The 24,701-nt window shown below is 70.9% G+C and carries 2 protein-coding genes (1 of these 2 cut by a window edge); both read left to right on the plus strand.

What is annotated here, in order from left to right; all coding sequences use genetic code 11:
• On the plus strand, window positions 1-21,093 hold the full coding sequence (locus ACQP0C_RS17730; RefSeq protein ID WP_433733983.1) for an SDR family NAD(P)-dependent oxidoreductase: 21,093 nt from the start codon (window positions 1-3) through the stop codon (window positions 21,091-21,093).
• On the plus strand, window positions 21,090-24,701 hold the 5' portion of the coding sequence (locus tag ACQP0C_RS17735) for a thioester reductase domain-containing protein (RefSeq protein WP_433733984.1). The gene runs 8,589 nt beyond the window's last position; the window shows 3,612 of its 12,201 coding nt (coding positions 1-3,612); its start codon is at window positions 21,090-21,092; its stop codon lies beyond the right edge, outside the window. The genes ACQP0C_RS17730 and ACQP0C_RS17735 overlap by 4 nt, the downstream gene beginning before the upstream one ends.

Consider the following 24,701-nt stretch of genomic DNA (forward strand, 5'->3'; position numbering starts at 1 on the left):
ATGACAGATGATGGTGAGTACGAACTACGTACGTTGTTGACGCGGGCGCTTCGCCGGATCGAGGAGCTGGAAGCAGAACGGCATTCTCCCTGCGAACCAATCGCAATCATCGGGCTAGCGTGCCGTTTTCCGGGTGGCGCGGACAGCCCGCAGCGGTACTGGGACCTGATCGCCTCCGGGCACGATGCCATCACCGACGTCCCCGCCGACCGCTGGCCGAGCCCGGATGCCGAGTCGCCGCGAGCCCCGCGCCGCGCGGGTCTGCTCGCCGGGCCGATCGACGCGATGGACACCGACTTCATGGGGATCGCACCCAGGGAGGCGGCGGCGATGGATCCGCAGCAGCGCCTCTCGCTCGAAATCGCCTGGGAGGCAATGGAAGACGCGGCCATCGCGCCGGACGGCCTGGACGGTTCGCGGACCGGGGTTTTCCTCGGCGTCAGCTGGCAGGAGTATCAGCGCACCATCACCCCCGAGGGGGCGCGGTCGGTCGACACGCACACCCTCACCGGCACCATGTCCAGCATTGTCGCCGGGCGAGTGTCCTACCTGCTGGGGCTGCGCGGGCCTGCCGTGGCGGTGGACACCGCATGCTCGTCCTCACTGGTGGCCGTGCACCAAGCCTGCGCAGCACTGCGCGCGGGCGAATGCGATGCGGCGCTGGCGGGCGGGGTGAATCTGCTGCAGTCCGAACTGACCTCGGCGGCGCTGGCGCGTATGGGCGCGCTCTCTCCGGACGGCCGCTGCCGCCCGTTCGATGCGGCGGCCAATGGCTATGTGCGCGGCGAGGGCGCGGGAATGGTCGTCTTGAAGCCGCTGTCCCGCGCGCTCGCCGACGGCGACGCGGTGCACGCGGTCATCCGCGCAACGAGTGTGAATCACGACGGTCGGTCGATGGGGTTGACCGCGCCGAATCCGGTGGCGCAGCGCGATCTGCTCCGTGCGGCGCTGGCCGATGCCGGGTGCGATGCCGACGGTATCGGATATGTGGAGGCGCACGGCACCGGCACACCGCTCGGCGATCCCATCGAAATCGAGGCGCTGGCAGCGGTTCTCGGTGCGCGGCGTGCCAACGGCCGGTTGTGCCTGGTGGGCTCGGTGAAAGCGCAGATCGGTCACCTGGAGGCGGCCGCCGGTGTGGCGGGACTGATCAAGACGGTGCTGATGCTGCAGCACGGACGAATCCCCCGGCAGCCCGGATTCGACACCATGAACCCGAGGATCACGCTGGACGGCACCGCACTGGCGGTGCCCACCGCGGATATCGCCTGGCCGGCCGGAGAGATGCCGCGCCGGGCGGGGGTCAGTTCCTTCGGTTTCGCGGGCACGAACGCCCATGTGATCGTCGAGGAAGCACCCGCGGCTGCGCCCGCCACGGCCGTGCCCGACGGGCCGCAGGTACTGGCGGTCTCGGCGCGGACAGCGGCCGCACTGGCCGAGCTCACCTCTCGCTACGCCGATTACCTGGAGCGCGCCGATCCCCCCTTTGCCGACGTCGGCGCCACGGCGGCGCTGGGCCGCGCGCATTTCCCGTACCGGGTCGCGGTGGTCGCCGACACGGGTGCGGAGGCGATCCGGAAACTGCGTCTGCGCGAATCGATTCGCGATATCCCCGAGGAGCGCCGTCCACCCCGAGTGGCGATGCTGTTCACCGGGCAGGGCGCGCAGTACGCGGGCATGGGGGAGGCACTGTACCGGCGCTTCCCGGTGTTCCGGCGCGAAATCAACCGCTGCGACGAACTTCTCGGCGAACTCTCCGGTGGTCGGCGATTGCGTGCCGTGCTGTTCGACGATGCGGCCTTGACACGCACCGAGTTCGCCCAGCCCGCACTCTTCGCGGTCGAGTGGGCGCTCGCGCAGCTGTGGACCGACTGGGGAATCCGCCCGGCCGTCGTGCTCGGGCACAGCCTGGGCGAACTGGTAGCGGCCACCGTGGCCGGTGTGTTCGGGATCGAGGAGGGGCTGCGGTTGGCGGCCGAACGCGGCCGGCTGATGCAGTCGCTGCACGCGACCGGTGCCATGGCGGCGGTGTTCGCCGGGGTGGAGGAATTCGCGGATCTGGTCGGCGCATCGCCGGACGAGTTGGCGGTGGCGGCCGTGAACGGCGCCCGGCAGTTCGTGGTGTCCGGCACCGAGGAGGCGGTGGCGCGGGTGCGGGAGTTGGCCGCACAGCGCGATATTCGCGTGGTCGCGCTGCCCGGGACCACGGCTTTCCACTCACCGCTGCTGGATCCGATCCTCGATGAATTCGAAGGCGTCGCCGCGCGCCTGCTACCGCAGGAGCGTTCCGCGGCGCTACCGGTGGTGTCGAATACGACGGGGCGCGTGATCACCGCGGCGGAGATGGGGCCCCGGTACTGGCGCGATCATGCCCGTCGCCCGGTGTTGTTCGCCGATGGTGTGCGGGCGCTGGCCGAATTCGACGTGGACGGCTATCTCGAAGTGGGACCGCATCCGGTGCTGGTGGAACTCGGGCGTCCGATCCTCGGCGGCGCGGGGTTGTGGTTGCCGAGTATGCGCCGGATGGTCGCCGCGGACGAGACCATCGTGTCCAGCTTGGCCGAGTTGTACTGTGCCGGTGCTGATGTGAACTGGTCGGCGGTGCTGCCTGCACAGGCGCGGCGTCGTAATGGTCTGCCGACCTATCCGTTTCAGCGGCAGCGCCTGGAGACGCCCGGTATCGCCTCCGGCCATGACTTCCTCGGTGAGCATCGGTTCCGGGAGCGGGCGGTGACACCGGCCGCTTACCTGGCCTGGTCGGCATTACGTTCCGGTGGGGGAGTGCTGACCCATGAGCTGACCGATTTCGTGGTAGCGCGACCCATTCCAGTGGAGCAGTTGACGCAGCCCGCGGTGCGGGGCGAGGGCGACGGGATGGACCTGGCCTTCCATCTCGCACCCGGTGAGCCGGCTGCCGCATCGGCCTCCACTGTCGCTGTGCGACCGGAGGTCACCGAGGACGGCGATGGCCTCGAGGCGGCCCGGGCGGCCTGCGGCGACGTCTGGACCGTCGCTGACTTCTACGCTCGATGTACCGCCTCGGGTTTGACGTTCGGCCCCAGTTTCCGCTGGCTGACCGAGATGTACGCCGGTGCCGACCGGATGCTCGCTCGCCTGGCCCGGCCCGCGCAATTGGCGGGCACACCGGACGTGGCGCTGGCGTGCCTGCTCGATGCGGCGATCCAGACGGGCCTTGCGCTACTGGTGCGGGGTGACGGTGCGCTGCGTTTGCCGGTCGCGATCGGCCGCTTGCGCGTATATAGCGACGACAGTGCGGCGGCGGCGTGGGCCGATGCCGTCCGGACCGGGCGCGGTGTGCGCATTCGGGTTTTCGATGGCGAAGGCGGTGTACTGGCGGTATTCACGGACGTGCGGTTCGCGCCGGTCGAGGCAGAGCTCATGGACGGTGCAGTGCTCGCGGAGCTGGCCCGAATTCCGGTGTGGCGGACCATGTCCATCGCGATCACAGGTGGCGTTGCCGACGCGATCGATGTGGCCGGTGCGGGCCCCTGGCTCGTCGTGGGTGCCCACGCGATGGCCGGGCGGCTGGCCGGCGCATTGCGGGACGCGGGGGCCACCACCGTGGTGACGGAACCGACGAACGACCGCGCCGGGCTGGACCGCGCGCTCGCGGCGGTCCCGGGCGCCTCGGTGGTCTACCTGGCCGGGGAGGCCGACGATGCGGCGGCGGCGCGGGCGGAGACCGAGACGGTCCTGACCCTGGTGCAGGCCCTGGCCGCACGCGCCGACACCGCGCGACTGGTGCTGGTGACCACCGCTGCGGCGGCGGTTGTGCCGGGCGATTCCGTGCGCGCGGCGTCGGCCGCGCTGTGGGGTCTGGTAGCGGTCGTGCGGACGGAACTACCCGAGTTGCACTGCCGAGTGATCGACCGAGCGGTCGGCACTGCGCTGGATGATCGGCAACTCGTCGACGAACTATTCCGGGAGACAGACGATTTCGCTGTCGCGCTGCGCGCCGGCGCGCGTCACGTGCGGCGATACGAGACACCGCACGACGGGTCGGGTGCGGTAGCCGATGGCACCGTAGTGTCCGGGGACCGCATCGGTGTTGCCGCGGGTGACCGTTCTGGGTTGGTGCCCCGCGTCCTCGATCGCTCCGCCGCCTATCTGATCACCGGAGGGCTGGGTGCCCTCGGGTTGCGGGCGGCGCGGGTATTGGCCGCCGCGGGTGCGCGAACCCTGGTGCTGGCCGGCCGCGGCATGCCGAATGCGGATGCCCAGCACACGATTGCCGAACTCGCCGCCGACGGGACCAGGGTCGAGACCGTCGCCGTTGACGTCTCCGACCGCTTCGCGGTAGCCGCGCTCCTGGCCCGCTTCGGTCGCGATCTGCCCCGCCTGCGCGGTGTGGTCCACTGTGCCGGTGCGCTCGACGATGCGCTCCTGCCCGAGCAGGACGCGAGCCGGCTGCGCCGGGTCTTCGCGGGCAAAGCCGAAGGCGCTTGGCATCTGCACGAACTCAGCGTCGGCCACGAGCTCGAGCTGTTCGTGCTGTTCTCCTCCGCGAGCGCCGCGATCGGAACGGCCGGGCAGGCGAATTACGCCGCGGCGAACGCGTATCTGGACGGCCTGGCACAGCATCGCCGGGCGAACGGGCTGCCCGCCCTGAGCATCCAATGGGGTCCGTGGGCCGATACCGGTATGGCCCAGGGCCTGAGCGCGGGCGCGCGGCGGGCTTGGCGGCGGCACGGTGTCGCCGAACTCGACGCTGCGACGGGTTCGGCGATATTGCGCTCGTTGCTGGCCACTGACGGTGTAGTGGCGGTATATCCAACGGCCACAACGGAATTCGATAACCAGACTGCACAGAACGCGGAGACGATGCACCCGGACGAACCGATGGTCGATCCTGAACGCGATGTCCCCGCCCTGGTCCGGGCGCATGCCACCGCGGCGCTCGGGCGCACGACCCCGGTACCGGACCGCACTCCACTGCGCGATCTCGGCCTGGACTCGATGATGGCGGTGGAGCTGCGCAACAGCCTGTCCGCCGAACTCGGCGTGCGGCTGCCCGCGACACTGTTGTTCGACCATCCGACGGTGACGGCGGTGGCGGACGAAATCGCCCGCCGCGCAGCCGGTTCGATGCCGGCCTCCGCGCAGCCCCGGCCCGAGCCCGCCGCGCCGCGCCGCAACGCATCCGAGTCCGCGACGTCGCGGCCGGCCGCGTTCACACCGGCCGGTGCGGAATCGACCGCCTCGCAGCCGTCCGTCGACGATCTCGACGACGCGATAGCCATTGTCGGAATGGGCTGCCGATTGCCGGGCGGAGTTCACGGCCCCGCCGACCTGTGGCGGCTGGTCACCGATGAAACGGATGCGGTGACCGAAGTGCCGTTCGGACGTTGGGATGTCGAGGCGTACTTCGATCCCGATCCGGACGCCGAGGGCAAGACCTATACCCGCTGGGGCGGATTCATCGACGGCGTAGAGGATTTCGATGCCGGTTTCTTCGATATCTCGGCCGGCGAGGCGCGGATGCTGGATCCGCAGCAGCGGCTGCTGCTCGAAACCTCCTGGGAAGCACTCGAACACGCGGGCATTCCAGCACACCGGCTCGACGGGTCGCGTACCGGGGTGTTCGTCGGCCTCATGTCCCACGATTACGCCGACCGCATGGCCCGCGCCGACATGGCGCCGGACGCCTGGTTCGGCACGGGCACCCTGGGCAGTGTGGCCTCGGGTCGGCTGTCGTACTTCCTTGGCGCCACCGGGCCGAGCCTGACCGTCGACACCGCATGTTCGTCATCGCTGGTGACGGTGCATCTCGCGGTGCAGAGCCTGCGGCGCGGCGAATGCGATCTGGCGCTGGCGTGCGGCGCCACCGTGGTGCTGACGCCGTCGCTGGACATCTATTTCGCCCGCGCTCGGGGCCTGGCCGCAGACGGCCGCTGCAAGAGCTTCGACGACCGCGCCGACGGGGTGGTGTGGAGTGACGGTGCGGGCACGCTGGTGCTGAAGCGGTATGCCGACGCCCGCCGCGACGGCGACCGGGTGCTGGCGCTGATCCGCGGCACGGCCGTGAATTCCGATGGCCGCAGCCAGGGACTGTCCGCCCCGAACGGTCCCGCCCAGGAGCGGCTGCTGCGGGCGGCACTGGCCGACGCCGCGCTGTCCGGTCACGACATCGACTATGTGGAGGCGCACGGCACCGGCACCCGGCTCGGGGATCCCATCGAGGTCAATGCGCTGTCCGCGGTGCTGGCGCGGGGCCGCTCGGTGGAGCGTCCGCTGTGGATCGGCGCGGTGAAGTCGAATCTCGGCCACACCCAGGCCGCCGCCGGTATCGCGAATATCGTCAAGGTGGTCGAGTCCATGCGGCACGGCCGAATTCCGGCGACCCTGCACTTCCGCTCCGGTAACTCGCATATCGACTGGGATACCGCGGGTGTGCGGGTGGTTGCCGCCGCTCGTGAGTGGCCGCGCACCGGGCAACCGCGCCGGGCCGGGGTGAGCGCGTTCGGAATCAGTGGCACCAACGCTCATATCCTGCTGGAGGGGGCCCCGCCGGAGGCAGTGCCGGACCCGGCCGGTGCGGGCGGCCGTCATGTGCTGGCCCTGTCCGCGAAGAGCGCGGCCGCTGTGCGGGGACTCGCCTCGCGTTACCGGGATTTCGTGGCCGCGGCCGCGGATCTCGATGCTCGCGATCTGTGTGCATCGGCGAATACCGGTCGCACCCATTTCGGCGTCCGGACCGCGATCGTGTTCGACACACCGGCGCGGCTGCTGGACGGGCTGGCCGCCGTGGCCGCGGCGACCGGGGAGCCGAACACCGTGACGGTGGTGGCGGACGGACCGGCGGGAGCGGCCGACACATTGGCGCGGAGCTACGTCGGCGGCGAGCAAATCGACTGGAACGCAGTGTATTCAGGACAGTCGTGGCGCCGGATCGACCTGCCGACCTACGCGTACCAGCGGAAACGGCACTGGCTCGAGGTTCCCGCGCGTACTCGGTCCGTCGAACTCGGGGCGGCCGATCCGGGCTCGAGTGCGCCGGCCAGCCGATCGGCCGAGACAGCCGCCCCCGCTGCGCGAATCGCCGCCGAGGCGCAGCCGTATCGACCCGTCGCGGCGGATGCCGCAGCGTCCGCGGCGGCCGCCGTGCGGATCGCGGAACCGGCGGCGGCCGAGCCCGGCCGCACGGTGGTGGATGAACGCGTCTACGGGCTACTGCACCACGTCGAATGGGTTGCGGCGGAGGCGAATACGATCCCCGCGTCGCGGGGCAGCGGCCGCTGGCTGGTGTACGCCGACGCCGCAGAGGGACATGCGCTGGCGGCCGCGCTGAGAGCGCACGGCGTGGAGACGGAACTGGTGCGCCCGGACGATGTATTCGGTGCGGGGCAGCCGGCGGTGACCGCGCCGATGCGGGTGCAGGTGCCGGCGGTCGACGGGATTGTGCTCGCCTGGACCGCGACCGCGATCGACGTGCGGATCGAGCTGGCGCTGCGGGTGATTCGGGAGTTGGCCGGGGCCGGCCGCGCACTGTCGGCGCTGTGGATGGTGAGCGTGGGCGCCCAGCGCGTGGCCGACGGTGACCGACCCGATCCGGATCAGGCGATGCTGTGGGGATTGGCCCGTACGGTCGCCGGTGAGCATCCCGAATTCGGTTGCCGGATTCTGGATCTGGAGCCCGGAGCTGCCGTGGGACCGACCGCGGGAGCCGTGCTCACCGGGGCTGCGGCCGAGGCGCAGCTGGCCGTTCGCGGCGGAACCTGGTTCCGGGCGCGGCTGGCCGACGGGCTGCCGGCTGGGGATGCGGCCGGGAGCTGGCGTCTCGTACCGCACCGCTCCGGTGATCTCGCTCGGCTGCGGCTGGAATCCGCGCCGCGCACGGCACCCGGGCCGGGTGAGATCGAGATCGAGGTGGAGGCAGCCGGGCTCGACCACCGCGAGCTGTGGATTGCCAAGGGTATTCACCCGGACGGGGTGCTGCCGCTGGGAAGTGAATGCTCGGGCCGGGTCAGCGCGGTCGGCGCGGGAGTCGCCGGACTGCAGGTCGGTGACTCGGTAATCGCTGTGGCGCGCGGCAGTCTCGCTCGGTTCGTCACCGTGGATCAGCGGTTGGTGGCACGCACACCGCTGCCGCTGTCCCCTACCGCCGCCGCAACCGTGCCGGTGGCGTTCGCAACAGCCTCGTTCACACTGTTCGATCTTGCGAAGCTGCGTGCCGGAGAGAGCATTCTGATCCATGCCCCGGCCGATGGGTTCGGCATCGCGGCCGTGCAGCTGGCGTGCCGGGCCGGTGCGCGCGTGCTCGCCACGGCGGCGCTGAGCGACTGGGCCGCCGACGCCGGGTGGTCGGTCACCCGGGTCGGGAACTGGCGCGGGGCGGATTTCGCCGATGAGATCCGCGCTCACCTCGGCGCCGGGGTGGACGTGGCGGTGAATACGATCACCAGCGAACTCGTCGGACGTGCACCGCAATTGCTCACCGCCAGTGGCCGATTCGTCGATATCGTCGATATCGCGCAGTGGCGTGGCGGGCCGGTTCCCGCGGGCGTCGACCATCGCGAGTTCCGCGGCGTGGATACCGTGCCGCCGGATCGGCTGGGCGAGATCGTGCGCGAGATCGCCGCGCTGTTCGACCGCGGTGAGCTGGTTGCACCGCCCTGTGAGGTGCACGACCTGCGGGCGAGCGAGGCTGCCTTCCGGATGCTCGAGCAGCGCCGCAATCGTGGACGTATCGTGCTGCGGCACAGCGCATCCCGGCACGGCGATGTATCCGCCAACGGCACCTACCTGATCACCGGAGGCTTCGGCGGACTCGGCACGGCCGCGGCCCGCTGGCTCATCGACCGCGGCGCCAGGACCCTCGTACTGGTGGGTCGGCGCGAACCCGATGCGGCTGCGCGGCGCTGGATGGCGTCGATGAGCGCCGGGGCTGTGCGGATCGAAGCCCGCCGCGCCGATATCGGCGACCGGCAGGCGGTCGCCACCCTGCTGGCGGATCTCACCGCGTCCGCGCTGCCGCCGCTGCGGGGTGTGATCCACTGTGCCGGTGTCCTCGACGATCGTGTGCTCACCGAACAGAGCTGGTCGCGGTTCGAGACCGTACTGAGGCCGAAATATCGTGCGGCACAACATCTCGACGAGCTGACCCGAGGACAGGCGCTGGATTTGTTCGTGCTGTACTCCTCCGTCGCGGGCGTGCTCGGCACCCCCGGACAGGCCAACTACGCCGCGGCCAATGCGGCCCTCGACGCCCTGGCCTGGCGGCGCCGCGCGGACGGGCTGCCCGCCCTGAGTATCGCGTGGGGCCCATTCTCCGATGTGGGGATGGCGGCCGGTCGCCCAGAGGTGACGGCTCGCCTGACCCGGCGTGGCCTGCCGCCATTGCGCGAACCCGATGCGGCCGCGGCACTGGATCACCTGACCGGGCAGGACATCGCCGGCGTGGGCGTGTTCGACTTCGCGGCGGAGCGCTGGTTCGCCGGGCGTGCGACCACCGCGCCGAGCGCCCTGCCACCGGAGACAAAGTCCGGCAGCACTCTTCGAGCAGCGACGGATTCGACCGGCGATCTGCGAGAGGTGGAGAAGCTGGTCCAGCGAGTCGCCATGCGCGTGCTCGACCGCGACACCGAACTGGATCCCGAACAGCCGCTGCACGATACCGGAGTCGATTCGCTCACCGGTATGGAGCTGCGCGCGGCCTTGTCCAAGGAGATCGACGCCCCCCTTCCGGCAAGCCTGGTCTTCGACTATCCGACCGTGCGTGATATCGCGCGCCTGCTGCGGGACAAAGGATTGAGCGCGACGGAAACCGATGCGGCACCCACGACCGGGGCCGTCGAGATCGCGGCCTGGGACGGCGGCGCGGTGGGTGCCGAACTTTCGCCGCCGCATCCGAGCAGTCCGAATCGAAACGAGGTCGCGACCGACGGCGCGGCGGCTTTCGTCGAGGCGGCGCACGGACCCGCGCGGAGCGGGGGAGAGCATGCGCCCGGCCTCGGCGCTCGCACCGAAGCCGACGACCCGATGGTGATCGTCGGCATGGGCTGCCGTTTTCCCGGTGGTGTGCACACCCCCGAGCAGTTGTGGGAGTTGCTGTGCGCCGGGCGGGATGCCATCGGCGAGGTGCCCCCGGATCGCTGGGATGTGGATGCCTTCTACGATCCGGATCCGGCGGCGCTGGGCGCCATGTACACCCGGTGGGGCGGATTCGTCGATGGCGTGGACCAGTTCGATCCGGCGTTCTTCGGGATCACCGCCGCCGAGGCCCGCGCCATGGATCCGCAGCAGCGACTGCTGCTCGAGGTGGCGTGGGAAGCCGTCGAACGGTCGGGCCGCGCGCCGAGCGGCCTGGCGGGCAGCCGCACCGGCGTGTTCGTCGGGTTGTGTTTCAGTGAGTATCCCGGAACCCGCACGGCGGCAATGGATCCGGTGGATATCGGGGCGTACTCGGTGATCGGTTCGGCGCCCAGTGTGGCCGCCGGGCGGCTCGCTTACACGCTGGGTTTACAGGGCCCGGCCGTCACCCTGGACACCGCCTGCTCGTCCTCGCTGGTGGCCCTGCAGGCCGCGGCCGACAGCCTGCGCTCCGGGCGCTGCGATCTGGCGCTGGTGGGCGGGGTGAATCTGCAGTTGGCGCCGGAGACCACCATCGGGTTCTGCCGCCTGCGATCGCTGTCGCCGGACGGTCGGTCACGGGCATTCGACGCCGACGCCAATGGCTATATCCGCGCCGATGGCTGCGGTGTGCTGGTGGTGACGCGACTGTCCGAGGCCCGGCGGCGCGGTGACACCGTGCTGGCCGTGGTCGGCGGGATCGCGGTCAATCACGACGGCCGCTCCAACGGCCTCACCGCACCGAACGGGCCCGCCCAGCAGCGGGTGATCGCGGATGCGCTGGCCGCGGCCGGGATCGCGTCCACAGAGGTGGACTATGTCGAAACCCACGGCACCGGAACGCCGTTGGGTGACCCCATAGAGGCGACCGCGCTGGCCGCCGCCTACGGGCCGGACCGCACCGCACCGCTGCTGATCGGTTCGATCAAGACCAATATCGGGCATGCCGAGGGCGCGGCGGGGATCGCCGGTGTGATGAAGGCCCTGCTCATGCTGCAGCACGGCGAGATTCCGCCGAGCCTGCACTTCCACACGCCCAACCCGCACATCGCCTGGGACGAGCTGCCCATCGAGGTCGTCGTGCGCAGGCGTCCGTGGCCGGTGACCGGCCGTCGGCGCACGGTCGGGGTGAGCTCGTTCGGAATGAGCGGCACCAATGCGCACGTGATCCTGCGGCAGGGGCCCGCTGCGGTCCCCTCGCAGTCGGATAGTGTTGCGCCACAGGTGGTTCCGCTATCGGCACGTACTCCCGACGCGCTCATCGACACCGCGCGGCGCTGGGCGGACGCCTTGCGTGCACCGGATGTCGTGCTCGGCGATCTGGCCTACACGGCGGCGACCGCGCGCACGCACTTCGAGGAGCGCTCGGCCATAGTCACCGACACGGCGGATACCGCTGCCGCGCATCTGCTTTCGGCTGATCGTCCAACGCTGCTGCGGGGGCGTGTCGAGCGCGGCGCGACCCCGAAACTCGCGCTGCTGTTCACTGGACAGGGATCGCAGTACCCGGGCATGGCCCGCGGCCTCTACGAGTCCGAGCCGGTGTTCCGCGGCGCCCTGCAGCAGTGCCACGACCTGCTCGGACCCATCGCGGACGGAATCGGACTGCTGGATGCTCTCTACTCGGCAGCGTATCCGGACCTGCTCGACCGCACGGTATTCACCCAGCCCGCGCTGTTCGCGGTCGAGTGGGCGCTGTGGCAGCTGTGGAGCGACTGGGGAATCCAACCGGACGCGGTGCTCGGCCACAGTGTGGGCGAGTACGTCGCCGCCTGCGCGGCGCAGGCCATCTCCGTGGCGGATGCGCTGCGGCTGGTGGCCGCCCGCGGCCGGTTGATGCAGAGCCTGCCCGATGACGGTGCCATGCTGGCCGTCCGCGCCGATGCGGACACCGTCGCCCCGCTGTTGCGAGGCTTCGAAACCGAGGTCGCCATAGCCGGATTCAACGGTCCTGCCCAGATCGTGCTGGCCGGGCGAGGCGATGCGGTGCGGCGGCTGCAGACGGAACTGGAGGCGGCGGGAAGCGGAGCCACGGTGCTGCCGGTATCCCACGCTTTCCACTCCCCGCTGATGGACCCGATTCTCGGCGAGCTCGCGAACGCGGCGCGGTCGGTGCGCAGCACCGACCCGGTCATCCCGGTGATCTCGAACGTGACCGGCGCGCCGCTGGCCACCGGTGAGCTGACGGCGGACTACTGGGCGCGCCACGCTCGCCAACCCGTACGGTTCGCGCAGGGTATGGCGGCACTGGCGGAGCTGGGCATCGACGTGCACCTCGAAATCGGCCCGCAGCCTACGCTTTCGGCGCTGGGTGCGCGGACCACCCCGGACTCGGCGCGGTTCATCGGGTCGCTGCGGCGCGGTCGCGACGACCGGGAGAGCATGGCCACCGCGCTCGCCGAGCTGTATGTGCACGGGGTGGCGGTCGACTGGGAGAGTGTGCACCGGCCGCACCGGCGCACCCGGGTGGTGGCGCCGACCTACCCGTTCCAGCGGCAGCGGTACTGGATCGACAACGCCGTCGCCACCGCGCCCGGCCGAACCGTTTGGGGGCCGGACGTGCGGCGCGGGGGCGCGCCCGTGCGGTATGCCGAGCCGGCTGCGGAGAACACCGACCCGATCCTGCGGCACGCCGAGGCGATTCCGCGGTACGCCGAACCGGACCTGCGGCATGCCGAGCCGATCCTGCGGCACGACGACCCGATCCAGTGGCATGCCGAGCCGATCCTGCGGCACGACGACCCGATCCAGTGGCATGCCGAGCCGATCCTGCGGCACGACGACCCGATCCAGTGGCACGCCGAGCCGGACCTTCGGCAGCCCGCGTCGGCTCTGCGGCGCGTCGGATCCCCGGGAGCAGACTTCGAATTCGCCGTCGCGGTGTCCCTCGACGAGCCCGCCTACCTCGCGGACCATGTCGTGGGCGACACCGTGGTCGTGCCCGGCGCCTGGTATGTGTCCGTACTCGCCACGGCCGCACGCGAGATGATCGGTGCCGCAGCGGTGTCCATCGACGATCTGGTGATTCGCGACGGGCTGGCAGTGACCGGCAGGCATGCGGTGCGCGTGCGGGCCGCCGCTGCCGTGGACGGGTTCACGGCCGATATCTCTACCTCGGAAGGGGCCGACCGGCGCGTGCATGTGCGCGCGCGGATCGCCGCGGCGGGCTCGGCGCCGGATCGCGGCCCGGCCCTGGCCGAGGTGCTGGCCCGCTGCCCGCGAACACGAGCGGGTGCCGACCTCTACACGGTGCTGGCCGCCGCCGGGCTGCGGTACGGTCCGGCATTCCAGCGCGTGGCGGAGTTCCACGCCGGTGCCGGGGAGGCGATCGTCACCCTGGCCGACTCCGGCGCCGACGGCCTGCTCGTGCACCCGGCCACGCTCGACGCGGCCTTCCACGCCACCTACGCGGTGCTGGATGCCGAAGCGGCCCAGCACACCTGGGTGCCCGTGGCCGTCGATCGCATCGTGACGGTGGATCGATTCCCACCGGTTCGCTACGCGCACGTGCGGCTGGTGGAGCGCACGGAGCGAGTGTGCGTCGCCGATATCCGATTGCTGGACGAGGAAGGTGAACCCGTGCTCGTCACGGAGGGATTGCGCATCATGCGGACTGCGACCGCGCCGGGCTCCGGGCACGTCGGCGGTATCGGCGACGTGTATCGCACGGTGTGGCGGGATGCAGGGACACCCGAGGTGAGCGCCGCGGCAGGACGCTGGCTGGTCGTCGCTGGACCCGATGGCATCGGGGCAGCGGTCGCCGAGCAGCTGCGGGCGCGCGGCGCGCAGATCGTATCGGCCCGGCCGGGTGCGGGTTTCGAGATTCTCGGCGATGCCGATTTCCGCGCCGATCTCGACTCGCCCGTCGCGGTGCGGGCGCTGCTGGCCGCCGCGGGCGGCGGTCTGCGCGGCATCGTGTACGCGCCGGACCCCGCGCCCGCCGCAACGGCCGCGCAGCATGCGGAACGCGTCGTGGTGGGCGCACTGCATCTCGCCCAGGTGGGAGTGGCGGTCGGCGTGCCGGCGCTGTGGCTGCTCACCCGCGGCGGCCGGGTCGTCGAACCGGGCGAGCGGATCGACCCGGCCCAGTCGGCGCTGTGGGGATTCGCCCGGAGCGCCCAGCTCGAGCACACTGAAATCGGTTGCGGCATAGTCGATGTCGATGATTCGGTCGACCCCGATGCCATTGTCGGCGAACTTCTCGCCAGTGCTCCGCGCCGCCAGCTGGCGCTGCGATCCGGACGGCGGCTGGCACCGAGAATCGAAGCGGTGCACGGTCTTTCGGCCGCTGCGAGGGTGCAGCCTGCCGGCACCGGGACCGTACTGATCACGGGCGGCCTCGGTGGCATCGGCCTGATCCTCGCGGACTGGCTGGTGGAGCGCGGCGAGCGGACGCTGGTGCTGGCCGGACGCGGCGCACCGGACCCCGCGACAGCGGCCGCGCTGGACCGGCTACGGGAGCGTGGTGCCCGGATCGAGGTGCGGAGTCTGGACGTCTGCGACCGGGACGCAGTCGCGGACACCCTGGACTGGATCGCCCGCACTCTGCCGCCGTTGCACGGGGTGGTGCACCTGGCCGGGGTGCGCGATGACGGGGTGCTCGATGCGCTGTCGGCGCAGCGGGTGCGCCGCGTGCTCGCGCCGAAACTCTCCGGCGCATGGCATCTGCACGAACTCACCGCCGCCCTGCCGCTGCGGTACTTCCTCCTGTTCTCCTCCGCCGCCGCCGTGGTGGGATTGCCGGGGCAGTCGAGTTACGGTGCGGCCAATGCGTTCCTGGACGGCCTGGCCGAACTGCGCCGCGCGACAGGACAATCCGGCCTGGCGGTGGCGTGGGGCCCATGGGCCGACACCGGGATGGTGGCCGATCTGGGGGATTCCGAACTACGCCGGCTCGCCGCACGGGGCTACGGACTGCTGTCCGCGACGACCGCGACCGGCGCACTGGACGCCATGCTGGCGGCCGATCTCCGTGGGGCCGTCACCGTGCTCCCGTTGGACCGTACCGCGCTGACCGTCTACGCGGCGGACAACACCGTGCCGGAGGTACTGGCGGATCTGGTGCCGGCGCCCGCTTCCACCCCGGACCTGCCGGACAGAGTTGCGCAGCCCACCGGGAATGCGGAGCCTGCCGCGGTGGTGCCGCCCGTTGCGGGCACGTCGGCCGAACAGGACCGCGCCGAGTATGCGGCGGAGATGACCGCGCTGGTGCGCCACTGTCTCGGCCTCGGGCCCGGTGATGATCTGGACCGCCCGCTGCACGAACTCGGGCTGGACTCGGTCGCCGCGGTCGAGATTCGCGACCAGCTGTCCCGTGCCAGCGGGCACCGGTTGCCGTCCACGCTGGCGTTCGAGTACCCGACGCCGCGGGCGGTCATCGACTTTCTGATCGAACTCGGACCCGCTGATCGCCAAGGGGTTCGCAGCGGCCGTGCCGCGCAGGAGCCCGGACCCGCACACCGGGTCGTCCTGAGCGCTGACGGTGCCGCCGTATCTACGGGGGAGTCGGGTGCGACTGTCGGTGACTTCGGGGCCACAGCACCGCACGTTTCGAATGGCAATGCCGCGAACAAGCCAGTTGTCCAGCGCGGTGCGAACAGCGCAGGTCCTGTCGAGCATGTTGCTGCCCAGCCGGTTCCGGACGGCGCAGGTCACTTCGAATATGCTGCCGCCCAACATGTTTCGAACGGCCACCAGCCTGGTGACCAGGATCGGCACACGGCTGTGCACCACCGTCTTCCCGTCGAGTACTCGGCGCGAGTCGATGAGGGTGCAGCCATGGCCCGGACGCCGCGGCGGTCGCCAGGGCCGGGCGGAGGACACGGCGGCGGGATCGGCGACATCGCCATTGTCGGTGTGAGCGGCCGCTATCCGGGCGCTTCCGACCTGGACGAATACTGGCGGGTCCTGATCGAAGGCCGCGACTGCATCACAGAGATCCCCGCCGAGCGCTGGGACCACTCGAAGTACTTCCATCCGGACCGGCACCACCCGTACACCGCCTACACCAAATGGGGTGGATTCCTCGACGGCGTAGATCACTTCGATCCGCTGTTCTTCGGCATCTCACCGCGCGAGGCGGAGGTCATGGATCCGCAGGAGCGGCTGTTCCTGCAAACCGCCTGGGCGGCACTGGAAGACGCCGGGTACACGCGGGCCGAACTGGCCCGCTCCGGGCTACGGCCGGAGGAGGCGGGCGTCTTCGTGGGGGTCATGTGGGGCACCTACCACATGTTCGGCGCGGAGGAATCCCGGCTCGGCAAGGGCACATTGCCCGGATCGACCTTCTGGAGCATCCCCAACCGGGTCTCGCACGCCCTCGACTTCCAGGGGCCGAGCATGGCCGTCGACACCGCGTGCTCGTCATCGCTGACCGCACTGCACCTGGCCTGCCAGAGCCTGCGCACGGGCGAGACCAGGCTGGCGGTGGTGGGCGGAGTGAACCTCTCGCTGCACCCGTACAAGTTCGTGGCCCTCAGCCAGGGACAGTTCGCCTCCACCGACGGCCGCTGCCGGTCCTTCGGCGAAGGGGGCGACGGCTATGTGGCCGGGGAAGGGGTCGGGGCACTGGTGCTGCGGCCGCTCGCCGATGCCGAGGCAGCCGGGGACACCATCCACGCCGTGATCAAGGGCAGCGCCGTCAACCACGGCGGCCGCGTGAACGGGTTCACGGTGCCGAATCCGGCCGTGCAGGCGGCGGTGATCAGGTCTGCGCTGCGCGGCAGCGGCGTCGATCCCGGCACCGTCTCCTACGTGGAAGCACACGGCACCGGCACCGCTCTGGGCGACCCCATCGAAATCGCCGGTCTGGCCCAAGTATTCGGTGACGCGGAGCGGGCCGAACTGCCGATCGGGTCGGTGAAGTCGAATATCGGCCATCTGGAGGCGGCGGCCGGAGTCGCGGCGCTGACCAAGGTGCTGCTGCAGCTCAAGCACGGCGTCATCGCCCCCTCGCTGCACAGTCGACCGGCCAACCCGCATATCGACTTCGCGAAAACGCCGTTCCGGGTGGTGGATCAGCCGCGGCCGTGGCCTGCGGGCGGTGCGCCACGGCGCGCTACCATCAGCTCCTTCGGCGCGGGCGGCTCGAATGCCAATATCGTGATCGAGGAGTACGTGGACACCCGTCCCCCTACTCCCACCACCGGACTCGAAATCATCCCGGTGTCGGCGCGCGACGCCGAGCGCCTCGCCGAATACATTGCCGCACTGGACCGTTACCTCGCCGGGCACCGGCCGAACCTGGCGGACCTCGCCTACACCATGCAAACCGGGCGGCAACCGCTGGCCGTGCGGGCCGCCTTCGCCGCCGTCGATATCGAAGACTTGCGGGCGGAACTGCGGGCGTGGCGCAACGACGACCCCGGGGCCCGTACCTCGGCGCGGGCCGCCGCCGATCCGCGCGTGGCCGCCTGGCTGACCGGCAAGACCATCGAGTGGGACATGTTGCGGGACAGCGGGTTCCGGCGGCGTATCCCGTCGCCCACGTATCCGTTCGCGCGCGAACGCTACTGGATCCCCGATGTCGAGGCGGCCGCCGCGCGAACCATCGCATCCGACGGCGCGTCACCGGCGGTGCCGATGACCGCGTACAGCGGAACGGCTTTCGCGCGCGGTGACGCCGCGGTGGTGCCGATAGACGCGCACGGCGGATTCGTGGGTCACGCAGCCGAGTCCGACGCACCTGCGGATGTGCCGCCCGCTCAGCGGGACCGGCGCGTGCTGATTCCGATATGGCATGAGACGCCGGTGACGAGCGGAGACCTGCGGACATGGCGGCCCGTGGTGGTGTACGCCGCGGGGATGCCCACGGCGCTGGTCGACGCGCTCGCGGCGCTGGTGGGCGATCCGGGGCGGATGGTCCGGATCGACGCGGACGTGGAACGAGACGAGTTCGAGGCGGGCGCCCGGCTGGGCCGGGCCGTGCTGGCACAGTACCCGGACACCGATTGCGTGATCGACGTGTGCGATCTGGCGGCGCTGCCCCCGGTACCCCGGCCTACCGGAGAGTTCGGGCGAATCGGGCTGTACCAGGGCATGATCGACGCCCACGTCGGTGAACTCGTGCTGCTGCACCTGAGCGCCGGACGCCCCGGCGCCGACGGCCCCGAGTACGCGCCGCTGGGCGGGCTGGTGGCTGCGCTGGCGGAGGAGATCCGCGGTGTGCGCACCCGCAGCGTGCATGTGCTGGGCGAGCGCGGCGGCATTGCCGCCGACCGACTGCTTCGCATTCTGGGCGCGGAATGTGCCGCCGCCGGCGCGGGCGCGCCGCGCGTGCGCTGGCGCGGTGAGGTGCGCGAGGTGGTGGACCTCGCACCGGTCACACCGCGTGCCGGGCTGGTGGTCGACCCGGCACGCACATATGTGGTGACCGGTGGAACCCGCGGTCTCGGAGCGGAATTCGCGTCCCGGCTCGTCGACCGCGGGGCGCGCAGGCTGGCCGTTCTCGGCCGTGAAGCGCTGCCACCGCAACCCGAATGGGAGCGAGTCGCCGCCGGTGACGACGCCGTGGCGGCGAAGGTGCGGCGGCTGCTGGCCCTGCGTGCCCAGGGCGTGGCCATCCGCACCTACGGCGGCAGTCTCGCCGACGAGGCCGCGCTCACCCGCTTCTTCAGCGACGTGCGCCGTGAACTCGGACCCATCGGCGGTGTACTGCACTGTGCGGGCGCGGTGTCCGCGGAGAGCCCGGCATTCATCCGCAAGACCGGAGCCGGGATCGCGGCGGTGCTGGAACCGAAGATCACCGGCACTCGGGTGCTCGCCGATGTGCTGGCCGCCGACCGGCCCGACTTCTTCGTACTGTTCTCCTCCGTCTCGGCCGTACTGCCCGGGCTGGCGGTCGGGCTTTCCGACTACGCCATGGCCAATGCGCATCTGGACCGCTTCGCCGAGGCGCAGTACGCGGCAGGGCGCACCTGGTTCCGCGCGGTGAACTGGCCGTCGTTCCGCGACACCGGATTCGGCGAGGCGACCACCGCCGCCTACCGCGCCACCGGACTGCCGGCCATGACCGCCGCCGAGGGATTCGATCTGCTCGACGCCGTGCTGGGCGTGCCCGATGCGCCGGTGGTGCTGCCGTATCACGGTGCGCCCCTGCAGCTTTCCCTGATATCAGCGGCACCGCCCCCGGCCGCGGCGCGGCCGGAACCCGCGCCACGGCAGGTCACCGCGACGACCAACGGTCATACCGCCGCACCCGCGGCCGGATCCGGCAAGGCCTATGCGGAACTGCTGCGCATCTTCTCCGATGAGCTGAAGCTGGCCCCCGAGCGGTTCGAGGGTGACCGCCGTTTCGAGGACTACGGCGCGGATTCGGTGCTCATCGCCTCCGCGGTGCGGCGCATCGAGCACGTGATCGGCGCGCCGTTCGACCCGGCGCTGGTACTCGAATTCCCTACCCTCGACGACCTGTCGAGTCTGTTGGCGGAGCACTATCCGGACCGCTTCGCCGCGGCTGCCGGGACCGATGCCACCGCTGTGCCACTGGTCGATCCGCCGGCCGACCGTGCGAACTCCCATGCAGCCGCGGCCGCCGTGCCGTCGAGCCATGCCGCGCCTGGAGAGCGGGTGCGCCCGGCCGGCGTGGCACCGATTGCCGTGGTAGGCATCGGCTGCCGCCTCCCCGGGGGCGATTCCCCGGAGGAGTTCTGGCGGATGCTGGCAGCGGGGCGCAGTGCGATTCGGGAGGTCGATCCCCTGCGCTGGGATCCGGCCGAGTTCTACCGCCCGAGCGGCGGTTCCGGACGCACCAACAGCAAGTGGGGCGGTTTCGTCGACGGCGTGGACCTGTTCGATCCCGACTACTTCGGCGTCAGCGAGGAGCAGGCCTGGCAAATGGACCCGCTGCAGCGGCTGCTGCTCGAGTGCTCGGCGCTGGTCACCGCCGATGCGGGCTATCGGCGAGAGGAGTTGGCGGGCAAGCGGATCGGCGTCTACGCCGGCAGCCGGTCGGCCAACTACTTCGGGCGCATCCCGGTCGCGGACCGTCACACCATCGTCGGAATCGGCCAGAACTTCATCGCCGCCCGGATCTCCGACTTCTTCGACTGGCACGCGGGCAATCTCGTCCTCGACAGCGCCTGCTCCTCGTCACTGGTGTCGGTGCACCTGGCCTGCCAGGCGCTGCGGGCCGGTGAACTGGACGCGGCCCTGGCCGGGGGCGTCGAAGTGCTGCTCGACGAAATGCCGTACGTGACCCTGGGGGCGGCCGGAGTGCTGTCGCCGAACGGCCGCTGCGCCACCTTCTCCGAGCATGCCGACGGCTTCGTCCCGGGCGAAGGCGCGGCACTGCTCATGCTCAAGCGGCTCGACGACGCACTGGCCGACGGTGACCGCGTCTACGCGGTGCTGCGCGGATCGGCCATCGGCAACGACGGCCACACCATGGGCATCACCACCCCGAATATGCGGGCGCAGATCGAGGTCGTCACGGCGGCGCTGCGGACGGCGGGCATGTCGCCGGACGACCTGTCCTATGTGGAGGCGCACGGCACCGGCACCATGATCGGCGACCCGATCGAACTGAAGGGCCTGGCCACCGTGTTGGGCGAGCGACCAGGCGGCCTCGGACCGTGCGCGGTCGGCAGCGTGAAAACCAATATCGGGCACCTGCTTTCGGCCGCCGGGATTGCCGGGGCGGTGAAGACCATCCTCGCCGTCCACCACGCGGCGCTGCCGCCGTCGCTGCACTGCGACACCCTCAATCCGCGGTTCCGGTTCGCCGGATCGCCCGTCTATATCAACCGCGAGCTGCGGGCGTGGCGGACAGCCGACGGCCGTCCGCGCGCCGCGGGTGTGAGTTCGTTCGGGTTCGGCGGCACCAACGCCCACCTGATCGTCGAACAGGCCCCGGCCGGGCATATCCCGGCGCGCGCCGCACTGCCCCCACCGGCTTTCCGCAAGAGGAGCTTCATGCTGCCCAAACCGCTGCCCGCGGTCGTGCCCGACATCCGGCCCGCAGTGGTCGCGCCGACCCCGTCCTTCCTCCAGGTGGAGCCGCTGTGAACACGATCGAATTGGGCAGTTTCGCCACGACGGTGCGCGCCGAGGACCCGGTGCTGCGCGACCATCGGGTGCACGGCGTGCGGATCCTGCCGGGCGTGGTGTACCTCGACGCCATCCTGCGCGCGGCGATGGTGGGCGGATACCCGCCGGTCGAGCTGGAGATCCGGGAGGCGCTGTTTCATCGGCCGGTCGCCCTGGACGCGGGGGCGGCATCGCGTATCGCCTTCCGGGTGGATGCGGCGACGGGCCGGATCCGGATCGAAACACAACGGCTGGATGCCAGTGGAGCGCCACACGGAGCGGCGGTGCTGCTTGCCGAAGCTGTTCTGGCACAGCGGGACTCGACCCTGATCCAGGATTCTGCCGATGTCGCGGAGCTGCGTGCGGCGCTGATGGGCGCACAGGATCTGTCGGAGATGTATCGGCAGAGCGGTGCGCGCGGTATCGAACATCGGGAATTCATGCGCGCCACCGGTGTTTTCGCCCGCGAGGGCGACCTGGTGACGGCGGAGCTGAGCCTCGGCGCCGAGGCGCGGGCCCATAGTGCCGGATTCGTCCTGCATCCGACCTTTCTGGACGCCTCCACCATCGTGCCGTTCGTCGATCCGGCACGGCTCGGTGTGGACGATGAGAGTGCGTTCATTCCCATCTATTTCGGGAATGTACGGGTCTGGCAGGCGACGCCCGAGCGGGTATTCGTCCGGGCGGCGGTGCGCGGTGGCGGCACGGATCTGCTGGAGGCCGAGGTACGGCTGTACGACCCGACGGGCGTACCGGTCGCGGCGTACCGGCTGACGTCCAAGCGGGTGCGTGGCCGGGAGGATATCGAGCGCCTGCTGTTCTCGGAGCACGGTGTGTCCGCGCCCGTGGTCCCCGAGGCGCCCGCGGCGGTGCCCGCCCCATCGGGTGACCCGCGGGCGGCGATCACCGCGGATCTGATGGCGCTGGTAGCCGAGGCGATCGGCGGCGATCCGGCTGCCGTCGCCACTGATCTCGGGTTCTACGAACTCGGGCTGGATTCGGCACAGTTGTTGGGGTTGACGGCGGTGTTGGAATCCCGGGTCGGGGAACCGCTGTATCCCACATTGCTTTTCGAGTACCAAACGATCGAGGCGCTGGCGGGGTACCTGGCCCGCACGGCGGGCGCGAACTATCGCCCGGCCGTGGCATCGCCCGTCGCGCCTCCGATGGCAGCTGGTCATCCGGAGGTCGCCGCTGATCCGGTAGCCGCCCAACATTCCGTGTCGTCGGTTGCGGCCGTGCCCGTTGGCAGTCCGGTGCGGACGATTCCTACCGCTGACGCCGTATCCGGCGGTTACCCGGGCGTCGACGCGAGCCGGACACTGGTCACCTTTGGATTCGACTGGGAGGCCGACGATTCCGTACCGGCCTCGCGCGTACCGGCGTCGCTGCTCGTCTTCGACACCGCGGAACGCCCGTATCCGGCGCAGCCGCAGACCGAAGTGGTGCGGGTGCGGCCGGGCGGCCAGTTCGCCTCGGGCCCGGATGGATACGTTGTCGACCCCGCCGATCAGGAGGAGCTGCGCGCACTCCTGGCCGACCTGTCGGCACACCGCCGCACATTCGATGCGGCGGTGTACCTGTGGGATGCGCGGTCCGACGGCCTCGATCCGGAACCGCTGATCGAACGGGCGCACCTGCCGCTGCGCGATCTGGTGCGGGAGCTGGCGCGGATCCCGGATCCGGTATGTCGGTGTGTGCTCGCCGTCTCCGACGATCCGCTGACTCATGCGCTGGCCGCCGGTTTCGCGCGCACCGCGCGGCTGGAGTTCCCGAGGCCCGTGGTCCGGGCAGTGCTGTGCCCGACCGCGGAGACAGCGACCGCTGTCGCCGCGGAACTGGCTGTGGGGGAACAGGACCCCACCGTCGAGATCCGCTACCGGAACGGGCGGCGCGAGGTGCGGATACCCCAGGAGATCCCGGTACCGTCCGAAGCCGACGCGCTGTCGCAGGGCTTGGTCGCGGTGGTGACGGGCGGTTTCGGCGGTCTCGGGCGGCTGCTGGCCGAACGGTTGGCGCGGCGGTGCCGGGCGCGGCTGGTGCTGGTATCGCGCGGTGCGCTGGACGAGTCCGGGGCGCGGCTGCTGGCCGAGATCGGCGGTCTCGGTGGGGAAGCGGTACATGTGCGGGCCGATATCTCCGTCGCCGCCGATGTCGAGCGGGTGGCCCGGATCGCCCGAGCCACCTACGGGCCGATCGATGCCGTCTTCCACGCGGCCGGGCAGCTGCGGGACGGACTGCTGTCGAACACCACTCGCGATGACGCGCGGGCCGTGCTCGCGCCGAAGGTCGCGGGAACGATACACCTGGCGCGCGCGATACCGGAAGCTCGTCTGCTCATGCTGTTCTCGTCGGTGTCGGCGGTCCTCGGCAATCCCGGCCAAGCCGACTACGCGGCCGCCAACCGCTTCATGGATGTCTTCGCCGAACAGCACGCCCAGGCACCGGGGCACACCCGAGTGATCAGCGTCGGCTGGCCGATCTGGGCGGACGGCGGCATGCGTCCACCCGGCGACCAGATCGAGGCGCTACGGAGCATGGGAATCGGGTTGCTGCCCAGCGATATCGGATTCGATCTGCTGAGCGCCGCCGTGAGCGCGGGCCGCGCCCACCTATCCTGCGCCTGGGGCGAACCGGGCGCGATCCGCACCCGCGTGCGCTCCGCGCGCGCCGCCGCGGACCCCCGCGACACCGCGCACACCGGCCGGGCAGCGCACCCGAGTGCGGCCGACCAGCCGGACGCCCTGACAGCGTCGCATGCGCACCTCGGGCGCGGTGCGGCCGGGCCGGTGGCCGAGTTCGCGCCGGCCGGTACGGCCACGCCGGAGCGTGGCGACACCGCCATCGCCATCGTCGGTTACAGCGGCCGGTTTCCGGGCGCGGACGATATCGACGAATTCTGGCGACTGCTACACGATGGCGTGGACGCGGTGGGGCCGGTTCCGGCACAACGGTGGTGGCTCGGCGATGAGTACGGTACGGCGGGACGGTTGCCCACGACCGGTGGATTCCTGCGCGACGTCGCCGGATTCGATCCCCAGTTCTTCCGCATTCCTCCCGCGCATGCGCCGCTGCTCGATCCGCAGGAGCGGTTGTTCCTGCAGCAGGCATATGCGGCGCTGGAGCACGCGGGCTATCAGCCGGAGGAGCCCGCGGTGCGGGACCGGCGCGTCGGTGTGTTCGTGGGCGCGACCTGGAGCGACTACCGGCTGCTCGGGGTGGACGCCGCGCGCGCGGGGGATGCCGTCTCGGTGGCGTCGCTACCGTCGTCGATCGCCAACCGGGTCTCGTACTCGCTGGGACTGCGCGGTCCCAGTCTCACCGTGGACACCGCCTGTTCGGCGTCGCTGACCGCGCTGCACCTGGCCCGGCGCAGCCTGCTGGCCGGTGAATGCGATGCCGCCGTGGTGGGCGGGGTGAATCTACTGCTGCACCCGGACAAGTTCCTGCTGCTGCGGAGCCTGGGCATGATGTCGAGCGGTGGGCGGTGCCGCCCGTTCGGCGCCGGAGCCGACGGCTATGTGCCGGGCGAGGGCGTCGGCGCGCTCTACCTGAAACCACTGCGCGCGGCGCTGACCGACGGCGAC

The organism is Nocardia sp. CA-129566 (genome assembly GCF_050956075.1).
Lineage (GTDB): Bacteria > Actinomycetota > Actinomycetes > Mycobacteriales > Mycobacteriaceae > Nocardia.

What these genes read in the sequence shown, in the direction of transcription:
- ACQP0C_RS17730 (WP_433733983.1), top strand. Translation starts at nt 1, where the DNA reads ATGACAGATGATGGTGAGTACGAACTACGTACGTTGTTGACGCGGGCG.